The sequence below is a fragment of the Paenibacillus sp. FSL P2-0136 genome (assembly GCF_037975325.1).
In the GTDB taxonomy this organism is placed as follows: Bacteria; Bacillota; Bacilli; order Paenibacillales; family Paenibacillaceae; genus Paenibacillus_AQ; species Paenibacillus_AQ silagei.
The window spans coordinates 3,491,740-3,508,907 of sequence record NZ_CP150244.1; the positions used below are offsets into that span (position 1 = coordinate 3,491,740).

Below are 17,168 nucleotides of genomic sequence, written 5' to 3' on the forward strand. Positions count from 1 at the left end.
ATCTTATCTTGTGGAGGTTATTGAATTGAGAATCAAAGAGTTGGTCTATGCGGCCTTATTCGCCGCGCTTATCGCGGTGCTGGGCTTGGTTCCGCCCGTATCGCTAGGCATTATTCCTGTACCTGTCACTGCCCAGACGCTTGGCGTCATGCTGGCCGGCTGTTTTCTGGGCTGGCGGACAGGTGCACTCAGCCTGATCATTTTTCTTATCCTTATCGCTTTAGGCTTACCGGTATTACCAGGCGGACGCGGCGGGCTGGCCATACTCGTTGGACCGACAGCAGGCTATCTGTTCAGCTGGCCGCTGGCCGCCGGGCTGATCGGCTGGTTCGCTGAAGCGGTCTGGCCGAAGCTCCGGGCCTGGAAGCTGTTCGCCGTTAATCTGATCTTTGGCGTTCTGCTCGTTAATCTAATCGGCGCTTCGACCATGGCCTGGATTACGAATACTCCGCTCTGGACCGGACTTGCCGGGTCTGCGGCTTTTCTGCCTGGAGATCTAATCAAGGCTCTGCTGGCCGCTGTCATCACCATGCAGCTCCGGGCGTTCAGTCCGGTTGAGGAGAAGAGGGGGGCGTGAGATTCCGGTGAATCTGGCAGAACACATTCTGGAACGTGTCGCACTCGTCCCTCACCGTATTGCAATTTCAGATGGACACGAAGACTGTACCTATGAGCAGCTCACGAAGCGGGTTCAACAGGTTGCCAGCGGTCTGCGGCAGGGCGGACACACGAATCAGACCGTTGCGCTTCTCTCCGGTAACCGCATGGAATTCGCCGAATTTGTCCTGGGTGCTATCTATGCAGGCTGCACTCCCGTGCTGCTGGACCCGAAATGGTCTCTAGCAGAGCTGGAGCAGGTCATCCGGCAATGCGATCCCGGGCTAATTGTAAGTGAAGTATGCTTCGCAGCTGATCTGACTGGTCGTTACAGCGGAATTCCCCAGCTATATTTCGGCAGGAAACAGGTCTCCGGCAGCTATGAGGCTTGGGTAGCAGGCTTCGGGCCGGAGGCTGAAGCCGCAGATAGCCCTGAATTGCTGTTCATAGGGTATACCTCTGGCACCACAGGTATCCCGAAGGGGTATATGCGGACCCATCAGTCGTGGTTCAGCAGCTTGGAGGCTACAGTGAAGGCGTTCAGCCTGAACCGGATGCAGCATGTGCTTGCGCCCGGGCCGTTCGTGCATTCGCTGTCGCTGTTCGCCCTGCTGCAATCCCTGTACAGCAGAGCCACGTTCCATCTCCTTCCGGAATTCGATGCAGAGCGCGTGCTCACCCTGTGCTGCCGCGTACCGGATATGATTCTGTTCGTTGTGCCCGCCATGACCGAGGCGTTATTGCGCCAAGCGGAGTCAAGCAACGCCGAGGTGTCCATCCAGGCCTTGATTAGCTCCGGCGGCAAGTGGCCTGTGTCTTCTATACCTAAGTGCCGCGAGAGGTTCAACGGGGTTAGGCTCTATGAGTATTACGGCTCCTCTGAAGCCAGCTACATCAGCTATCTGGAGCTTACTGGAGCGGAGCCGCAGGACTCTCTGGGCCAGCCGTTCAGTGGTGTAGAGCTATTGATCTGCGATGAACAGTTCCGCGGGGTTCCTCAAGGCACAGTGGGGGAGCTATACATCCGCAGCGATATGATCTTCTCCGGATATCATCTCCTGCCGGAAGAGACGGCGCGGGTATTCCGGGACGGCTGGCTGCGCACAGGGGATTACGTATATCAGGACCGGCAGATGCATCTGCGCCTGGCCGGACGCGCGGGCAGTATGATCAAGAGCGGGGGGCTCAAGGTGTTCCCGGAAGAAGTGGAAGCGGTGCTGCTTCGCCATCCGAATATCCGGGAGGCGATGGTGTTCGGCATACCGGATGAACGTTGGGGGGAGCAGGTAACGTTACTGATACAGTGGCAGGGTCAGGAACGGCTTACGCTCGATGAGATCAGGAAGTATTGCCGCCCCTATCTGGCCAGCTACAAGCTGCCTAAGAAGTTGTTTAACGTAGAGGGATTCAGCTACACTGGTTCCGGCAAAATCGCCCGCCAGCTCATGAAGAGCCGCGCGGTAGAGGGGTTGACATGAAGAAGGCCGTGCAGGAAGAAGTTTCGCCCATACTCGTTTTTGACCAGGTCGATTTTGCTTACCGGAGAGGGCAGCCGGTTCTCCGTCAGCTCAGCTTTGACATACGCCAAGGCGAATTCGTTGCCATCATCGGCGCGAATGGCAGCGGCAAATCCACCATCGCCAAGCTAATGAACGGATTGCTGCTGCCAAGAGCCGGAGAGGTGAGGCTGGGAGCGCTGAGTACCTCGAAGCGCCAGAATCTCGTAAGCATCCGCGAGCAGGCCGGACTGGTCTTCCAGAATCCTGACGATCAGTTCATTACGGCTTCCGTGCTGGATGAGGTGGTCTTCGGGCTGGAGAATCTGCGAGTCCCGAGAACCGCAATGCTCAGCCGGGCAACCCGTGCACTGCAAGCCGTTCATATGGAAGACTATATGGACGCTGCTCCACATCAGCTGTCGGGCGGGCAGAAGCAGCGGGTTGCTGTGGCGGCCGTTCTGGCAATGGAGCCCTCCATCCTAATCCTGGATGAAGCCACCTCCATGCTTGATTCGCAGGGCAGGCAGGACCTTCTTCAGGTGATGCATGCGCTTCACCGGCAAGGGCAGACGATCATCCACATTACCCATCATATGGATGAGATACTGCCTTCTGACCGTGTGCTGCTGCTTAGCCGGGGAGAGCTGGCTTTTGACGGGACGCCCTCCGGCTTGTTCAGCAGTGTAAGCATGACGGAGCATCAGCTTGCGCCTCCTTTTGCCGTAAGATTATTTCAGGCGCTCGGGCTGGACGCTCCGCTGCAAGCAGAATGGAAGGAGACGATCAGAACCTTATGGTCTACGCATTGCAGGATGTAAGTGTGAAGATGAACGGGCGGGACATTCTTGAGTCGGTAAGCTGCACGCTTCAGGAGGGCAAATGGATTTCGGTTATCGGAAAGTCAGGGGCCGGCAAATCCACGCTCGCCAAAGTATTCAAGGGTCTGCTGCCGATCTCTAATGGCGAATATACGTACCGTCAGCAGCCGTTGCCAAGCGATCCGCAAGGCAGGCTGAAAGCTGTTCCGCACATCGGCTATGTCTTTCAGTATCCGGAGCAGCAGCTATTTGCGGCAACGGTGAATCAGGAGCTGGCTTTTGCGCTTACCATGAAGGGCGAATCCCGGTCGAACGTGGAGCAAGCGATCCGGCAGGTTATGGAGCAGTTGGGCTTACCCGCAGCGCTGCTTCAGCAGCATCCCTTACAGCTAAGTGGCGGACTTAAGCGGCTGGTGGCTATCGCTTCTGTGCTGATGGCCGGGCCGGAGCTGCTTATTCTGGATGAACCGACCGCAGGACTTGATCCCGGGAACAAGAACGACTTGCTCAGAAGGCTAAAAAAGTGGCAGGAGGAGAACAAGCGGACCGTGCTGTTCCTGTCGCATCAGCTGGAGGATGTTGCCGAATACTCGGATGAGGTGATGGTTATGGCGCAGGGCCGGTTGTTAGGACATTGGGAGGTCAACGAACTGTTCCTTAAGCTTGCGGAGTGCATGGAGCAAGCGGGTCTGCCTGTACCGGAACCGATTCAGCTTTTGAGAATCATCGAGGAATGTTCTGGAGAGAAGCACCAGCCTGCAAGCTGCAGGGAAGCGGAGATTTTCCGAATGGTGAATGCTATCTGGCAGGCAAAGGGTCTCTGAGCGATGACGGATAAAATTGTACTCGGGCAGTATGTCCCCTCAGACTCTGTCATCCACCGGCTTGATCCGCGAACCAAGCTGCTCATCCTTGTAGCCTTCACAATTGGCAGTATGCATCTCCAGGCTATTACCGGATACATTGCTGCGACAGTTCTGGCGGGAGGACAGCTCCTCTTGTCCAGAGTTCCGTTTCGAATGCTCTTACGGGCATTGCGGCCGATTCTATTCATCCTGCTGCTGCCAATGCTCTATCATCTCCTGTTCAACCAGGAAGGACTCAGGAATGAGCTCTTCGCACTCTGGCGGATTCTGCTCCTGGTCTCGCTTGCTCTCATCCTGACATTAACGACGAAACCGCTCGATCTGGCCAAAGGTCTGGAACAGCTGTGCAAGCCGTTATCCCGTCTGGGCGTTCCGGTAGAATCGCTGGCCTTGACGGTCATGCTGGCTATTCGTTTTATCCCCACCATTACCCAGGAGCTGGACCGCATTCTTGTAGCACAACAGGCCAGAGGGTATGATATCAAGGATACCAAAGGCCTTAACCGGATACAGGCTTACATCCAATTAGTGATTCCGCTGCTCGTCACCACCCTTGCGCGGGCGGAGCAGCTGGCGATGACGATTGAGGCAAGGGCTTACGGGAACGGGAAGGGACGGACTTCCTATCGGGTGCTGAAATATGCACGGATGGATTATGCAGCCGGCGGGATCATGCTTGCGTATGTTCTGCTGGGAATTCTGCTGGAGAGATGAGGAGATAGAGCTTGAACAGAACAGCCATACTGGAGCGGCTTCAGTCAGAGCTGCGCGAAGGCAACCATATTATTGGTGTCTCGACAGGTACGGGAATTACAGCCAAGGTTGCCGCTGACAGCGGAGCAGACTTCATTCTAATGCTGAACTCCGGCAAGTTCCGGCAGATGGGGAGAAGCTCGCTGGCGGGGTTCCTGCCCTTCTGCAACAGTAATGAAATGGTGATGGATTTTGCCTCGAAGGAGATTGTACCGCTGGTTAGAGACACTCCGGTGCTGTTCGGGCTGAATGCGAATGATCCGACGAGAGAAATGTCCCTGTATATAGAAGAGATTAAGGCCAGAGGCTTCGCGGGAGTGAATAATTATCCGACGGTCGGCCTGATCGACGGGGTGTTCAGAGAGGCACTGGAGGAGGACGGTATCAGCTATGACAGGGAGGTTGAGGCTATACGTCTGGCTCATCAGCAGGAGCTGTTCACGGTGGCCTTCGTCTTCGACGAAGCCCAGGCGGTCCAGATGGCTGAAGCGGGGGCAGATGTGATCTGTGTACATCTCGGCCTGACTGAAGGCGGATTGCTGGGGGCACGGAAGGTGGTCTCTCTGGAAGCTGCCAAGACGAAGGCGCTGCGTATTCTCACTGCCTGCGGAGAGGTTAAGCCTGAAGTCATTAAGATGATCTACGGCGGTCCGGTTAAGACTCCGGTTGACGTCCAGTATATGTACAGCAGCAACACGCAGATTATGGGCTACATTGGCGGCTCTGCCTTTGAACGGATTCCCTCCGAGCAGTCGATTACAGCCATAACCCGCGATTTCAAGCGCCTGGGCAAGCTGGATGAGGATGATCTCATGGTTAAGATGCTCAGCGGCATCACCCGGCATTACGATTACGTAGAATTCGTCAAAGAGTATGTCGCCCAGAACTACAGCGAGGAAGTAGTGTTCGCGGATCTGGCCAAGGTGGCGCATGTGTCACGCAGTTATCTGAGCAGCTTGTTTAAAAAGGAGGTAGGGTGCAGCTTCCAGAACTATCTGGTCGGCTTCCGTATGCAAAAGGCTGCCATCCTGCTCCAGGCCCCGCATCTGCAATTATCCGAGGTGTCCGCAATGGTCGGCTACCCCGACTATGCCCAGTTCAGCAGAATGTTCAAAAAGCTGATGGGCAGCTCGCCCAAGCAGTACAAATCTAACCTAAACACAAAAACATAGAACATAAAAGCGTTTTCATCCATAAAAATGCCCGGTATGATGAATCTATGATTCGTATACGAGGAGGCCACAGAATGAAGACGATCGCCATAGCTGGAACGTTTGATACGAAGGGTGAGGAGTATCTGTACATCAAGCAGCTTGCAGAGGAGCTGGGCCTCAGAGCCCTGATGATCCATACCGGTGTATTCGAGCCAGCCTTTCAACCCGATGTGTCTAACCGGGAGGTCGCATCCGCCGCAGGTGTGGAGCTGGACGAGCTTGCCGCGAAGAAGGACCGGGCGTTAGCTACAGAGTTCTTGTCCAAGGGGCTGGAGAAGCTTGTTCCCCGGTTATACCAGGAGGGCAAATTTGACGGCATCATATCCTTCGGGGGCACCGGCGGAACTTCACTGGTTGCCCCTGCCATGAGAGCCTTGCCGATCGGCGTACCGAAGGTGCTGGTATCCACGGTTGCCTCCGGAAATACCGCCCCCTATGTCGGGACCAGCGATATTATGATGATTCCGTCTGTCGTGGATGTCTCAGGCCTCAATTCGATCTCGACGAGAATATTCAGCAATGCGATGTTTGCCATCGCGGGCATGCTCATGTTCGAAGCAGACTATGAACCGGAGAAAAAGCCGCTGGTCGCAGCCACCATGTTCGGAGTGACCACACCTTGTGTGACTGAAGCGCGCAAATATCTGGAGGAGCGCGGCTACGAGGTACTGGTATTCCATGCTACCGGAATCGGCGGACAATCGATGGAGGCGCTGATCGAAGCGGGCTTCATTGAAGGGGTGCTGGACTTAACCACCACCGAATGGGCAGATGAACTGATCGGCGGCGTCTTGAACGCAGGACCGCACCGCCTGGAGGCCGCAGGCCGCAACCGCATTCCGCAGGTCGTCTCGGTGGGGGCCCTGGACATGTGCAACTTCGGCCCGGCGGATACCGTACCGGAGAAGTTCAAGGATCGCAAATTCTATCATCATAATCCTACAGTCACCCTGATGCGGACGACCGTGGAAGAGAATGAACAGCTCGGCAGGAAGCTCGCCGAGAAGCTCAATATGGCAACGGAGAGTACAGTGCTTATGCTGCCGCTTGGCGGTATTTCGGCGATTGATGTGGAGGGTCAGCCCTTCTACGGCCCTGAAGAGGACCGGATGCTGTTCGATACCCTGCGCCGGCAGGTGGACCGCTCAAGGGTTGAATTGATTGAAATGGACGAGGCGATCAACGATCCGGCCTTTGCCGGGGCAGCAGCCCAGAAGCTGATTGATCTCATGCAGGCCGCGAAGGTCTGAATCCCACAATAAGGAGGAGCTACTAATGAATAAGCAGACCAGAGCTGAGATTATGGACAGATTCAAGCAAGAGGTGAAGGCGGGCAAGATTCTCCTCGGTGTCGGGGCAGGCACGGGGATTACCGCCAAGAGCAGTGAGGCAGGCGGAGCGGATATGCTGATTGTGTACAATTCCGGGCGTTACAGAATGGCAGGACGCGGTTCACTGGCAGGCTTGCTGTCGTATGGGGACGCCAATCAGATTGTAGTGGAGATGGGCTCGGAGGTGCTGCCTGTCGTCAAGGATACGCCCGTTCTGGCAGGGGTATGCGGCACCGACCCGTTCCGGGTGATGGAGGTATTCCTGAAGCAGCTGAAGGAGCAGGGCTTCAGCGGTGTGCAGAATTTCCCTACCGTGGGTCTGATCGATGGCGTCTTCCGCCAGAATCTGGAGGAGACCGGGATGGGCTACGGCCTGGAGGTTGAAATGATCCGCATCGCCCATGAGCTGGATATGCTGACGACCCCGTATGTGTTCGACCCTGAACAGGCACGGGCCATGGCAGAGGCGGGTGCAGATATTCTGGTCGCCCACATGGGCCTCACCACCAAGGGCACGATTGGTGCTGTAACCGCGTTGACCCTGGACGATTGTGTGGAGCGTATTGAAGCAATTATCGAAGCCGGACGGGCCGTCAACCCGGAGATTATGATTATCTGCCACGGCGGCCCGATTGCCGAGCCGGAGGATGCGGCTTATGTCATTCAGCGGACGAAGGGCATCCATGGATTCTTCGGCGCTTCAAGCATCGAGCGCTTCGCCGCAGAGCAGGGAATTACCCGCCAGACCGAGTCGTTCAAAGCGATTGGGCAATAAGCAAGAGGATAGAATCAGTGACCACAGCCCGGCTTCCGCCGGTTGTGGTCTTTTTTTATTTTCTGCGGAGAAGGTGTGTGTGAGGGAGCCATCTCCATGCTCCGTAGTCCGTAACATTTTAGAGAAATCCTGCAAAATATACAACAATGCTGGCCAATAGAAGCCCCTTACGCTTAAATCCTGCATGAAATGCAACAAAGTCAGCGTTAAGTTGCAATAAACACCGGAATTCCTGCAAATAATGCAACAATGTAGCGTAACCCATAACATTTTTAGAGAAATCCTGCAAAATGTGCAACAATGCGATCCACACCATATGTAGAATGGATGTGGTTAATTATAGAAGGGACTACTGTTGTATGATAGTCAAAACGAAAGGATAAGGAGTGGATGATATATGACCAATAGTTTGTTCATAACCAAAGATGTACATGTTCTGCTGAAGCAGGAAGCAGGAGACGCTCTGCTGCTTAAGGGCGGCATTACCAGTGAGGGCTTCGCGGTCATTCATGCCTTTCATCGCGGCTGGCTACCATTCGGGTATCTGCAGGATGTCCGGGGGGTATGGTGGTTTGACGGACGTAAGAATAAAGTCACCTTAGTCAGCGGGGACACCAGTGCCTTCCGAGTTCTGGATAATGACTATGGACTGGATACGCTGCATGTCTATTTGGAGGACAAGCAGATCCCGGGAGCAGACCCTGAGACCTTTAAGCTTCTGGAGGGCTCACCGTATTTCGCTAAAGACAAGCACCGTCTGTATGTGAAGAACGTTGACCGGTTTCATACCTGGGAGGATATCGATGTGGAGACAGCGGTGGCTCATATGGACTATTGCATGGACAAGGACCATGTGTTGCATCTGTATCAATCCTTATCCTATGCCAACGGCAGCAAATCCGGGCTGGCCTCCCAGCTGATGGATGCTTATCCGAGTGTGTACGGCTGGTGGCATGCCAGCTATGACAAGCCAGAGGCCGGAGCCAATCAGATTCAGGGAAATTGGTTCAAGACAGACCGGGCCGTCTTCTACGTTTCCGAGAGCGATGCTGCCGGAAGGACAGGGACGCACCAGGTCTTCAATCTGGTGAGAGGGGCAGATCCGGTAACGTTTAAGGTGCTGGATGACGAGTATGGACAAGATGCGCAAGGAGTCTACTGTGCCTGGAGGCGGGCCCGGGAAGCGGACGTACTGACCTTCGAGGCCCTCGGGGGCCTGTTCGGAAGGGATGCGCAGAACGTCTTCTATAACGGATATCGGGTTGCCGGAGCAGACCCGGCCAGCTTCACTGTATTGACGGGAGCAGGCAGCCAGGGGCTGTCCAAAGACAAGCGCCAGGTCTATCACGCCGCGTTCGGACGGACCTTCCAGCCGTTCGGTCACCCGGATTATATTCTGGAGCCGCTACCCGGAGCCGATCCGGAGAGCTTCACAGTCTTATCGGAGAATGGAAGCTGGGCGGTTGACCGGGAGAGGGTGTACCAGTGGGGAGATCCGGCCAGGAAGCTGGACCGCGACAGCTTCGTCTATCTGTTCGACCACGGCCCGGAGAGCTGGGCGGCAGACAAGTACGGACTGTACAATGCCAACGGCCGCCGCACGGTAAAGGGGATAGACGGGGAAAGCTTCCGTATGCTGAATTCATTCTGGGGCAAGGATGATCATAAGGTGTTCTGCTTCAGGACAGGAGGCGTGCAGCGCGCTGCGGACGCGGTTACCTTCCGGGTGACAGACAATGACGGTGGTGCAGAAGACGCCCGATTCATCTATACAGTTACGGATAACAATACGATTAAGAAGACGAAGAAGAAATGATCGGTCAAGACACTTAATCACATTTTAGACACATTTTTTGTCCGGGATAGCTAAAATGGGCTATGGTCAGCAGATCTCCTTTTACCTACAATGGGAGCGTTATCATTACACGGCTATAAGGCTTGAATCGGGTACATTACTACGTCGAGGGAGTGAACAATGCTAATCTCACAAGGCTTTCGTCCATCCCGTAGCACCAAAGTAAGAGCTGTACTGCTGGCAGGCTTGTTCATGATATGCCTGTTCTTCTGCTCCTTCAATCATGGCACCGTTGTAAGCGCAGATACCAGCACCGGAGTCCTTCCGCTCCAGCCCATCATCGATTCAGCCAGTGAGGGAGATCTCATCACCCTGGCTCCGGGAACGTATTCGGGACCGGTTCGGCTGGATAAGCGAGTGACGATTAACGGTAACGGTGAGGCGATTCTGCTGCATACGGCTAAGGATGAACAGGCGGCAGTGCTGATCGCGGCAGACGGTGTCAGACTTGAGAACCTGAAGATTCAGCAGAATAACGACGGGGAAGCGGCGGCTGTTCGCGTTGAAGCGGATAGGGTCACCTTGAAGGGGCTGGAGATTCATTCAGCAGGGTACGGAATACTGCTGCGTGAAGCCGATAGCGGGGTGATCTCGGATAATATAATAAGCTGGTTCATCCCCACAGGAGAAGTACCGGGAACGAGAGGCAACGGGATCGATCTCTATAACTCTCACGGCGCTGTGATCCGGGGCAACGACATCGCTTATCTGCGGGATGGCATCTATCTGGAGAACAGCCGCAATACGGTGGTGGACCAGAACAAGCTTACTTATCTGCGGTACGGGGTCCACTGCATGTATATCAATGGCTCGAAGGTCACTAACAACACCGGTGAATACAACATTACCGGCGCGATGGTGATGGGCGTAACCGATGTGGTGGTGTCGGGGAACTCTTTCCGCAAGCAGAGCCGGAATGTGCATTCACAGGGAATTCTGCTCTACGATGTACGGAATTCGGAGATTATGAACAACCGGGTGGAAGGCAACCGGGTGGGGATTTACATGCAGCAGTCCTCGGATAACAAGCTGCAGCAGAATCTGGTGCTCCGCAACTATATAGGCGTGCAGTTCGAGAATGCAGAGGGCAACCGCTTTGAGCGTAACGGGTTTGTGGCAAACGTCATTGAGGCCCAGGCCACAGGCAGCAGGGACAATGAGATGAACGGGAATTACTGGGACGCCTTTGGCGGACTGGATCTCACGGGGGATGGGGTCAGCGACCTGAAGTATGCGATCAACCCCTTCTATCAGCAATTGGTGTCGGGGAATGCAGCGTATCAGCTGTTTTTCCAGTCACCGGGGATGACCTTCCTGAGCGATATGTACACCGGCGGTTCGGCAGGGTGGTCCACCGATTCAGCGCCGCTCATGCAGCTTGAGGCAGGTACGGTTAGCCCGGATCAGGCGGCAGGGGGACAGGGCACGGTCATGGTAGCGGGCTGGCTGCTGCTGTTCCTATCCGTAATTACAATCATATACTTGGGGGTACTGCGATTATGAAACGATGGAGTCTGGTCTTGATGGTAGCAATGAGTCTGGTGATCCTCGCGGCCTGCGGACAGAAGAAATACGAGCCGGTAGCGATTAATGAAGACACCGATATCTGTGTGGTCTGCAATATGCAGGTCAAGGATGATGCTTTCGCCACTCAGCTAACGACCAAGGACGGCAAGAATTACAAGTTCGACGATATCGGCTGTATGAATGAGTGGAAGAAGAGCAACGGCACGGAGCAGATCGGCATGGATTATGTCCGCGACTATAACGACAAGAGCTGGGTTGAATTCAGCAAGGCGAGCTATGTGTATGACGCTTCTCTGCGTACGCCGATGGCTTATGGAGTGATCAGCTTCAAGGACAAGGCGGCAGCAGAAGCATTCGTGAAGGAGCAGGCGCTAGGCACTGTGCTGACTGCCGGAGAGCTGGCCTCCCATGAATGGAAGCAGAACAAGGATATGATGAACATGGACATGCAGAGCGGGGAAGGTCATATGGAGGAGCATAGCTCAGAGGAAGGCACGCATTCCGAAGAGACGGATATGTGAGTATGGCTGACATCCTGCATATTGCCCGCAGAGAGCTTAAGATCGGCTTCCGCAACCCGTGGGCCTATTCTTTCCTGGCCTTGTTCTGTACCTTCAGTCTCGGGCTGCTGCTGATCCATGTGAATAACGCGGTCGAAGGCTATACTGCGGTTACGGGCTCCATGCTGAGCCTGATTCTGTATCTGTTGCCGCTGATGACGTTATTTCTGGGCTCCTTCTCACTGACCTCGGAACGGGAAGACGGAAGCTGGCAGCTGTTATCCACCTATCCCATTGGAACCTTATCATTTGTCCTGGGAAAATATACCGGGCTAGCCGCTGTCCTGCTGACGATTGTAGCGTTTGGTTACGGGCTGATGGGGCTGCTCAGCGGCCTGCTCGGAATGGCTTTTGCGGCGGATACTTACTTCCTGTTCCTGGCCTTCTCGGCAGGTCTGGTCCTGTTGTTCCTGACCCTTGCCCTCATCATCGGCTCGTTATCCCGCAACCGCTGGCAGGCCTTGACGATCTCTGTAGCGGTCTGGTTCTTCGCGGTGATCGGCTGGCCGACATTCCTGATCGCAGGCCTAGGGCTGCTCCCGTATCTCTGGATCAAGCCAGCGCTGATTGTGCTGACGATGCTTAATCCGGCTGAGCTGGTGCGCCTGTTCGTGGTGGTGAAGCTGGGCGGAGGGTCGGTTCTGGGACCGGAATATTATCAGTGGGTGGAATGGATTAGCCGTCCGGGCGGCAGCCTGCTGTTCCTCGGGGTCTGCGCTGCCTGGGTGCTGCTGTCCATCTTAGCGGTATATTGGATCTGGGAGAGGGGGCGTTCCCGTGGATAATCCGCTAATTCAGGTGAAAGAGATTACCAAGGTCATCGGGCGGCAAACACTGGTCGAAGAGATCAGCTTCCAGGTTCCAGGCGGCAGCATACTTGCCCTGTGCGGCGGGAATGGGGCCGGCAAAAGCACGGTGCTGCGGATGGTAGCTGGCATTCTACAGCCGACTTTAGGCGAAATTACGGTAAACGGGCTGAAGTGGAAGCAATCCCGCAAGCGCTTTTCCATGCAGATCGGCTATATGCCGGATGATTATCAGTTCAGCCACGGGCTGTCTGCGGAAGAGCTGCTGAATTTCTGGGCGGCACTGCGCCGGATTCCCAGACGCAAACAGCGGGTAGAGGAGGTGCTGGCTCTAGTCGGACTTGCGGATAAGCGCAACAGCCTGGTAACCACCTTCTCCAAGGGGATGCGCCAGCGCGTCCTGTTCGCGCAAGCGCTGCTGGCGAAGCCGCCGCTCCTGATTATGGATGAGCCGACTAACGGGCTGGACCCGTTCTGGATGAACGAATTCGCGAAGCTGCTGCAGGGTATCCGGGAAGAGGGGCATACGGTCCTCTTTTCCACCCACCAGCTGGAGATTGCGGATCGGGTGTCCGATCAGATTGTCTTCTTGAATCAGGGCAAGCATGTGGGGTCAGGCACTACGGCAGAGATCCGTACAGAGTTCGGTTCGCTGTACGCCGCCTTTCACCATAGTCTGGGGCTGGGATGAAGCTGCGCCGGATCGTTACTCTGCTGATTATTGCCGCTGCCTGTGCTGCCGGAATCGGGGTTTATCTTCAGCAGTCCAGCCAACCTCCGGCCGGGAGAATGACCGCAGGTGCTTCGGCTCCGGCGTTCGAAGCGGTAACCTTGCAGGGGGAGAAGGTGCGCCTCAGCGAATATAAGGGCCGGGTCGTGCTGCTTAACTTCTGGGCGACTTGGTGCAAGCCCTGTATGCGGGAAATGCCGCTGTTAAATGAACTAAGCCAATCCGCAGAGCTTTCAGTCGAGACCTTGTTCGTGAACGCAGGAGAATCCAAGGGGACAGTATCGGAGTATATGGCGGAGCAGCAATTCTCTTTTCCCGTCATTATCGATGTTACCGGAAGGATATCTGCCTCGTATAGCGTCAATGCACTGCCGTCAACTTATATCATCAATAAGGAGGGCGAGATAAGCAAAATCGTGGTTGGAGAGATCGGGGATCTCGATACGCTCAAGCAATGGCTGGCTGAGGCTGGAGCTGAATGAGGGGATATTCTATGCACAGCCTCCGCCTGCCGGGAAGATGCTTCCGGTGCAGGCGGAGGCTGTTTTGCGGGCGAAAAAAGAAAAATTATTTCTTTTTTAAATTTATTTTAGGAAAAATACTTCATTTAATTAAAATTTCTGATATACTCATTGCAAAGAGGGAGCAATAAGTCAGGAAGCCTGACGCGGGAAGGGCGCTCACCTTACACTTAATCTGAGGGGGAATGTGGTGTGGGAACTAACAGAAAGGGCTTCACAGTATCGCTGCTGCTGACCATGTCTATGCTGCTTGCGGCTTGCGGAGGAAATGGCAATACGAAGGGGACACCGGCTGCCGGAAGCACCGGAGAACCCGGCACGGGCGCTGAAGCTACGGCAGCGGCGGAGCCGGTGAAGCTTGAATTCTGGACGATTGCACTTCAGCCAACGTTCAATGATTACTTCAATAATCTGATCACCCAGTATGAGGGCAGCCACCCCGGAGTGACGGTGGAGTGGAAGGACTATCCCTATGATGCCATCTCGCAGCGGCTGTTAACCAGTACAGCGAGCGGTAAGAGTCCCGATGTCGTGAATCTGAACACCGAGTTCGCCAGCCAGTTAGGCAGTAAGGGAGCGCTGTTGAATCTGAGCGAGTATCTGACGGATGAGCAGGCGAAGAGTTATTTCGAGGGGATTTATAATTCTACAGTATTCGACGGCAAGGCTTATGCACTTCCCTGGTACACTGGCACAGAAGTGCTGTTCATGAACAAGAAGCTGGTGGAAAAAGCCGGCCTCGACCCGGCGAACCCGCCGCAGACCCGCGAGGAGCTGGTGGAGTGGGCGCGTCAGGTTCATGAGAAGACCGGAGCAGCCGGGTATGCCCAGCAACTGGTCTCCAAGCTGTTTCCGATCGACGGAATCCAGATCCTGAATGAAGACAAGACGGCCGCGGCCTTCAATACGCCGGAAGCCGAAGCGATGATCGCCCAGATGCGCGATCTGATGAAGGAAGGGGTAGTGCTGAAGGAGGACGCTGATTTCAGTAAGCAGATTCAGTATTTCTCCGGTGAGCAGGTAGCCTTCCAGTTGTCCGGCCCAACATTCATTAACTTCATCAAGACCTCCGCGCCGGATGTCTACAAGAACACCATTGCAGTCCCGCTGCCGACAGGCAAGGCGAACCTGCGTCTCTCTAATTCGATGAATCTGGTCGTGCCGCAGAAGTCGAAGAACCCGCAGCAGGCGGTGGAATTCGCTGCCTTCCTTACGAATGCCGAGAACCAGACAGCCTTCTCCAAGGTCGCCAACACGCTGCCGTCAAGCAAGGCTTCGATTCAGGACCCGTTCTTCACCGACTCTGACGGCTCTCTGGAAGCTGAAGCGAAGGTGGCTTCCTCGCAGAGTCTGGATAAGGCTACCGATTACATGGTCGGCGTTCCAAGCGCCGCAGATATCAACTCTGCGCTGGCGCGGGGATTGCAGGAGATTCTGATGAACGGTGCGGATATCAAGGAGACGCTGAACAAGGTGGAGAAGGAAGTCAATACTATTATCAGTCAGGGTTCCTAAGCTGCTGAAGCATAGCCGATAAGGGGGAGTTTCTCCCCCAATGGATATATTTTGAGGGTATTTGAAGGAGTGGGAGGTGTAGAGGGTGTACAAGGGGTTTCGGTCTGAATCTTTTACCGCATGGGCGTTTATGGCGCCGGGGCTGCTGTTTCTGGCGGTGTTTACCTTTTGGCCGATTATTTACGGTATACCGCTCTCGTTGACAGATTATTCTGTCATTACAGAGACGAATTATGTAGGTCTGGAGAACTTCACCCGGGCCTTCCAGGATCATAATTTCCTGATTTCACTGTGGAATTCACTGGTATATGTGCTGATTGTGCCGGTGATCCAGATCATTTCGATCTTAATGGCAATTCTGGTCAACAGCCGGATTCCTGGAGTCAAAATGTTCCGGGCCGCCTATTATATACCGGTCGTGACCTCTATGGTTGCGGTGGCGCTGATCTGGAGCTGGCTGCTCGGCAATAACGGAGTGGTCAATTACCTGCTGCTGAAGGCAGGGATTATCAGTGAGCAGGTCTCCTGGCTATCGACGAGCAGCACGGCGCTGTATGTTCTAATGTTCATTACGATGTGGAAGGGCCTCGGCTATTACATGATGCTCTATCTGGCCGGGCTTCAAGGCATTCCTGCAGATCTGTATGAGGCCGCAAGGGTGGATGGTGCAGGGCCGCTGCGGCTGATTGTACATGTGACGCTGCCGCTGCTGCGCCCGCATATTCTGTTCTGCACGCTGATCTCGGTGATGGGCGCGATCCGGGTGTTCGATGAGGTCTACATTCTGACCAAGGGCGGACCGGGGACGTCCACACTGACCTCAAGCGTCTATATTTTTCAAAAAGGGCTGGAGCAGTTCAACTTCGGCTATGCCTCGGCGCTCGGGCTGATCGTCAGTGTGATGGTGGGAGCGCTTAGTGTACTCGTATTCAGACTGAACCGGAAAGGCGGGGTGAATTCCTATTGATGCCGCGTAGCTTGCGTGTTCTAATCACTTATCTGCTGCTGATCCTGCTCGCCCTGTTCATGATGGGGCCGTTCCTGTGGCTGCTCAGTGTCTCGCTGATGCCAGGGCGCAACGTGTTTGCGAACCCGCCGGCCATTCTGCCCACCTTCATTGCGTTCGATAACTATGTGCAGGTGTGGAACTTCATGAATTTTCCGCGATACATTCTGAATACGGTCATCATCACGCTGCTGGGAGTCGTGTTCAACATTATTCTATCCTGTCTGACGGCTTATCCGCTGGCGGCCTTCCGGTTCAAGGGCCGGAACCTGGTCTTCACGCTGCTGATCTCGACCATGATTATTCCGTCAGCAACCGCTATGATTGTGCATTATCTGACGATTCAGGCTTTTCAGCTGGGCAATACGTTCTTCGGCGTTGTTCTTCCGGCAGCGGTGTCCGTGTTCAATATCTTCCTGATGCGGCAGACGTTCCTGGGTATTCCGGCAGATATCCGGGATTCGGGTAAAATGGACGGAGCCTCAGAGCTGCGCATCTTCATTCAACTGGTCATGCCGCTCGTCAAGCCGGGGATTGCGGTGATTGGATTACTGGAGGTCATGGCGTTCTGGAACAACTTCCTGTGGCCGATTGTCGTCCTGGAGGACCCGGAGAAGTATCCGCTCGCTGCGGCGCTTACGTATCTGAACGGGCAATTCTCCTATAACTTCGGCTGGATTGCCGCCGGAACCATGATCTCGGTGCTGCCGATCATCCTCGTGTTCCTGTTCACGCAGAAGTATTATATGGAAGGGATTGCCGGCGCGATAAAAGGCTAACTAAGGAGGCATAACT

Annotated in this window: 17 protein-coding genes; all 17 read left to right on the forward strand. The window is 54.9% G+C overall.

What is annotated here, in order from left to right:
* The first annotated feature begins 25 nt into the window (after positions 1–25).
* Positions 26–577 (forward strand): biotin transporter BioY, encoded by a 552-nt coding sequence (locus NYE26_RS14555; protein ID WP_209870832.1) that lies wholly within the window; start codon positions 26–28, stop codon positions 575–577.
* A gap of 7 nt (positions 578–584) precedes the next feature.
* Entirely contained in the window at positions 585–2,075 is a 1,491-nt protein-coding gene (locus NYE26_RS14560; RefSeq protein WP_339256807.1) for an AMP-binding protein, read from the forward strand.
* Positions 2,072–2,914, forward strand: a complete 843-nt coding sequence (locus NYE26_RS14565; RefSeq protein ID WP_339256809.1) for an energy-coupling factor transporter ATPase — start codon at positions 2,072–2,074, stop codon at positions 2,912–2,914. The genes NYE26_RS14560 and NYE26_RS14565 overlap by 4 nt, the downstream gene beginning before the upstream one ends.
* Positions 2,890–3,738 carry an ATP-binding cassette domain-containing protein gene (locus NYE26_RS14570; RefSeq protein WP_339256811.1) on the forward strand — a complete coding sequence of 283 codons (849 nt, stop codon included), beginning with the start codon at positions 2,890–2,892 and terminating at the stop codon, positions 3,736–3,738. Before NYE26_RS14565 ends, NYE26_RS14570 begins: the two co-directional genes overlap by 25 nt.
* Before the next feature lie 3 nt (positions 3,739–3,741).
* On the forward strand, positions 3,742–4,494 hold the full coding sequence (locus tag NYE26_RS14575; protein ID WP_339256813.1) for an energy-coupling factor transporter transmembrane protein EcfT: 753 nt from the start codon (positions 3,742–3,744) through the stop codon (positions 4,492–4,494).
* 11 nt (positions 4,495–4,505) lie between these two features.
* A complete protein-coding gene (locus NYE26_RS14580) occupies positions 4,506–5,705 on the forward strand; it encodes a phosphoenolpyruvate hydrolase family protein (RefSeq protein ID WP_339256815.1) in 1,200 nt (399 codons plus the stop codon).
* 74 nt (positions 5,706–5,779) lie between these two features.
* Positions 5,780–6,997 carry a Tm-1-like ATP-binding domain-containing protein gene (locus tag NYE26_RS14585; RefSeq protein WP_339256817.1) on the forward strand — a complete coding sequence of 406 codons (1,218 nt, stop codon included), beginning with the start codon at positions 5,780–5,782 and terminating at the stop codon, positions 6,995–6,997.
* A gap of 25 nt (positions 6,998–7,022) precedes the next feature.
* Complete coding sequence (locus NYE26_RS14590) at positions 7,023–7,853, forward strand: phosphoenolpyruvate hydrolase family protein (RefSeq protein WP_036727015.1); 831 nt, start codon at positions 7,023–7,025, stop codon at positions 7,851–7,853.
* A 397-nt stretch (positions 7,854–8,250) separates the two neighbouring features.
* Positions 8,251–9,669, forward strand: a complete 1,419-nt coding sequence (locus tag NYE26_RS14595; RefSeq protein WP_339256820.1) for a DKNYY domain-containing protein — start codon at positions 8,251–8,253, stop codon at positions 9,667–9,669.
* A gap of 159 nt (positions 9,670–9,828) precedes the next feature.
* Positions 9,829–11,211 carry a NosD domain-containing protein gene (locus tag NYE26_RS14600; RefSeq protein WP_339256822.1) on the forward strand — a complete coding sequence of 461 codons (1,383 nt, stop codon included), beginning with the start codon at positions 9,829–9,831 and terminating at the stop codon, positions 11,209–11,211.
* A complete protein-coding gene (locus NYE26_RS14605; RefSeq protein WP_339256824.1) occupies positions 11,208–11,756 on the forward strand; it encodes a nitrous oxide reductase accessory protein NosL in 549 nt (182 codons plus the stop codon). The genes NYE26_RS14600 and NYE26_RS14605 overlap by 4 nt, the downstream gene beginning before the upstream one ends.
* 2 nt (positions 11,757–11,758) lie before the next feature.
* Positions 11,759–12,580, forward strand: coding sequence for an ABC transporter permease (locus NYE26_RS14610; RefSeq protein ID WP_209870856.1), 822 nt, complete (start codon positions 11,759–11,761; stop codon positions 12,578–12,580).
* On the forward strand, positions 12,573–13,292 hold the full coding sequence (locus NYE26_RS14615) for an ABC transporter ATP-binding protein (protein WP_339256826.1): 720 nt from the start codon (positions 12,573–12,575) through the stop codon (positions 13,290–13,292). Before NYE26_RS14610 ends, NYE26_RS14615 begins: the two co-directional genes overlap by 8 nt.
* Entirely contained in the window at positions 13,289–13,813 is a 525-nt protein-coding gene (locus NYE26_RS14620) for a redoxin domain-containing protein (RefSeq protein WP_339256828.1), read from the forward strand. Before NYE26_RS14615 ends, NYE26_RS14620 begins: the two co-directional genes overlap by 4 nt.
* Positions 13,814–14,044: 231 nt before the next feature.
* Complete coding sequence (locus NYE26_RS14625) at positions 14,045–15,367, forward strand: sugar ABC transporter substrate-binding protein (protein WP_339256830.1); 1,323 nt, start codon at positions 14,045–14,047, stop codon at positions 15,365–15,367.
* A gap of 85 nt (positions 15,368–15,452) precedes the next feature.
* Positions 15,453–16,334, forward strand: a complete 882-nt coding sequence (locus tag NYE26_RS14630) for a sugar ABC transporter permease (protein WP_036727002.1) — start codon at positions 15,453–15,455, stop codon at positions 16,332–16,334.
* Positions 16,334–17,152 carry a carbohydrate ABC transporter permease gene (locus NYE26_RS14635; protein ID WP_081751222.1) on the forward strand — a complete coding sequence of 273 codons (819 nt, stop codon included), beginning with the start codon at positions 16,334–16,336 and terminating at the stop codon, positions 17,150–17,152. Before NYE26_RS14630 ends, NYE26_RS14635 begins: the two co-directional genes overlap by 1 nt.
* The last annotated feature ends 16 nt before the right edge of the window (positions 17,153–17,168 follow it).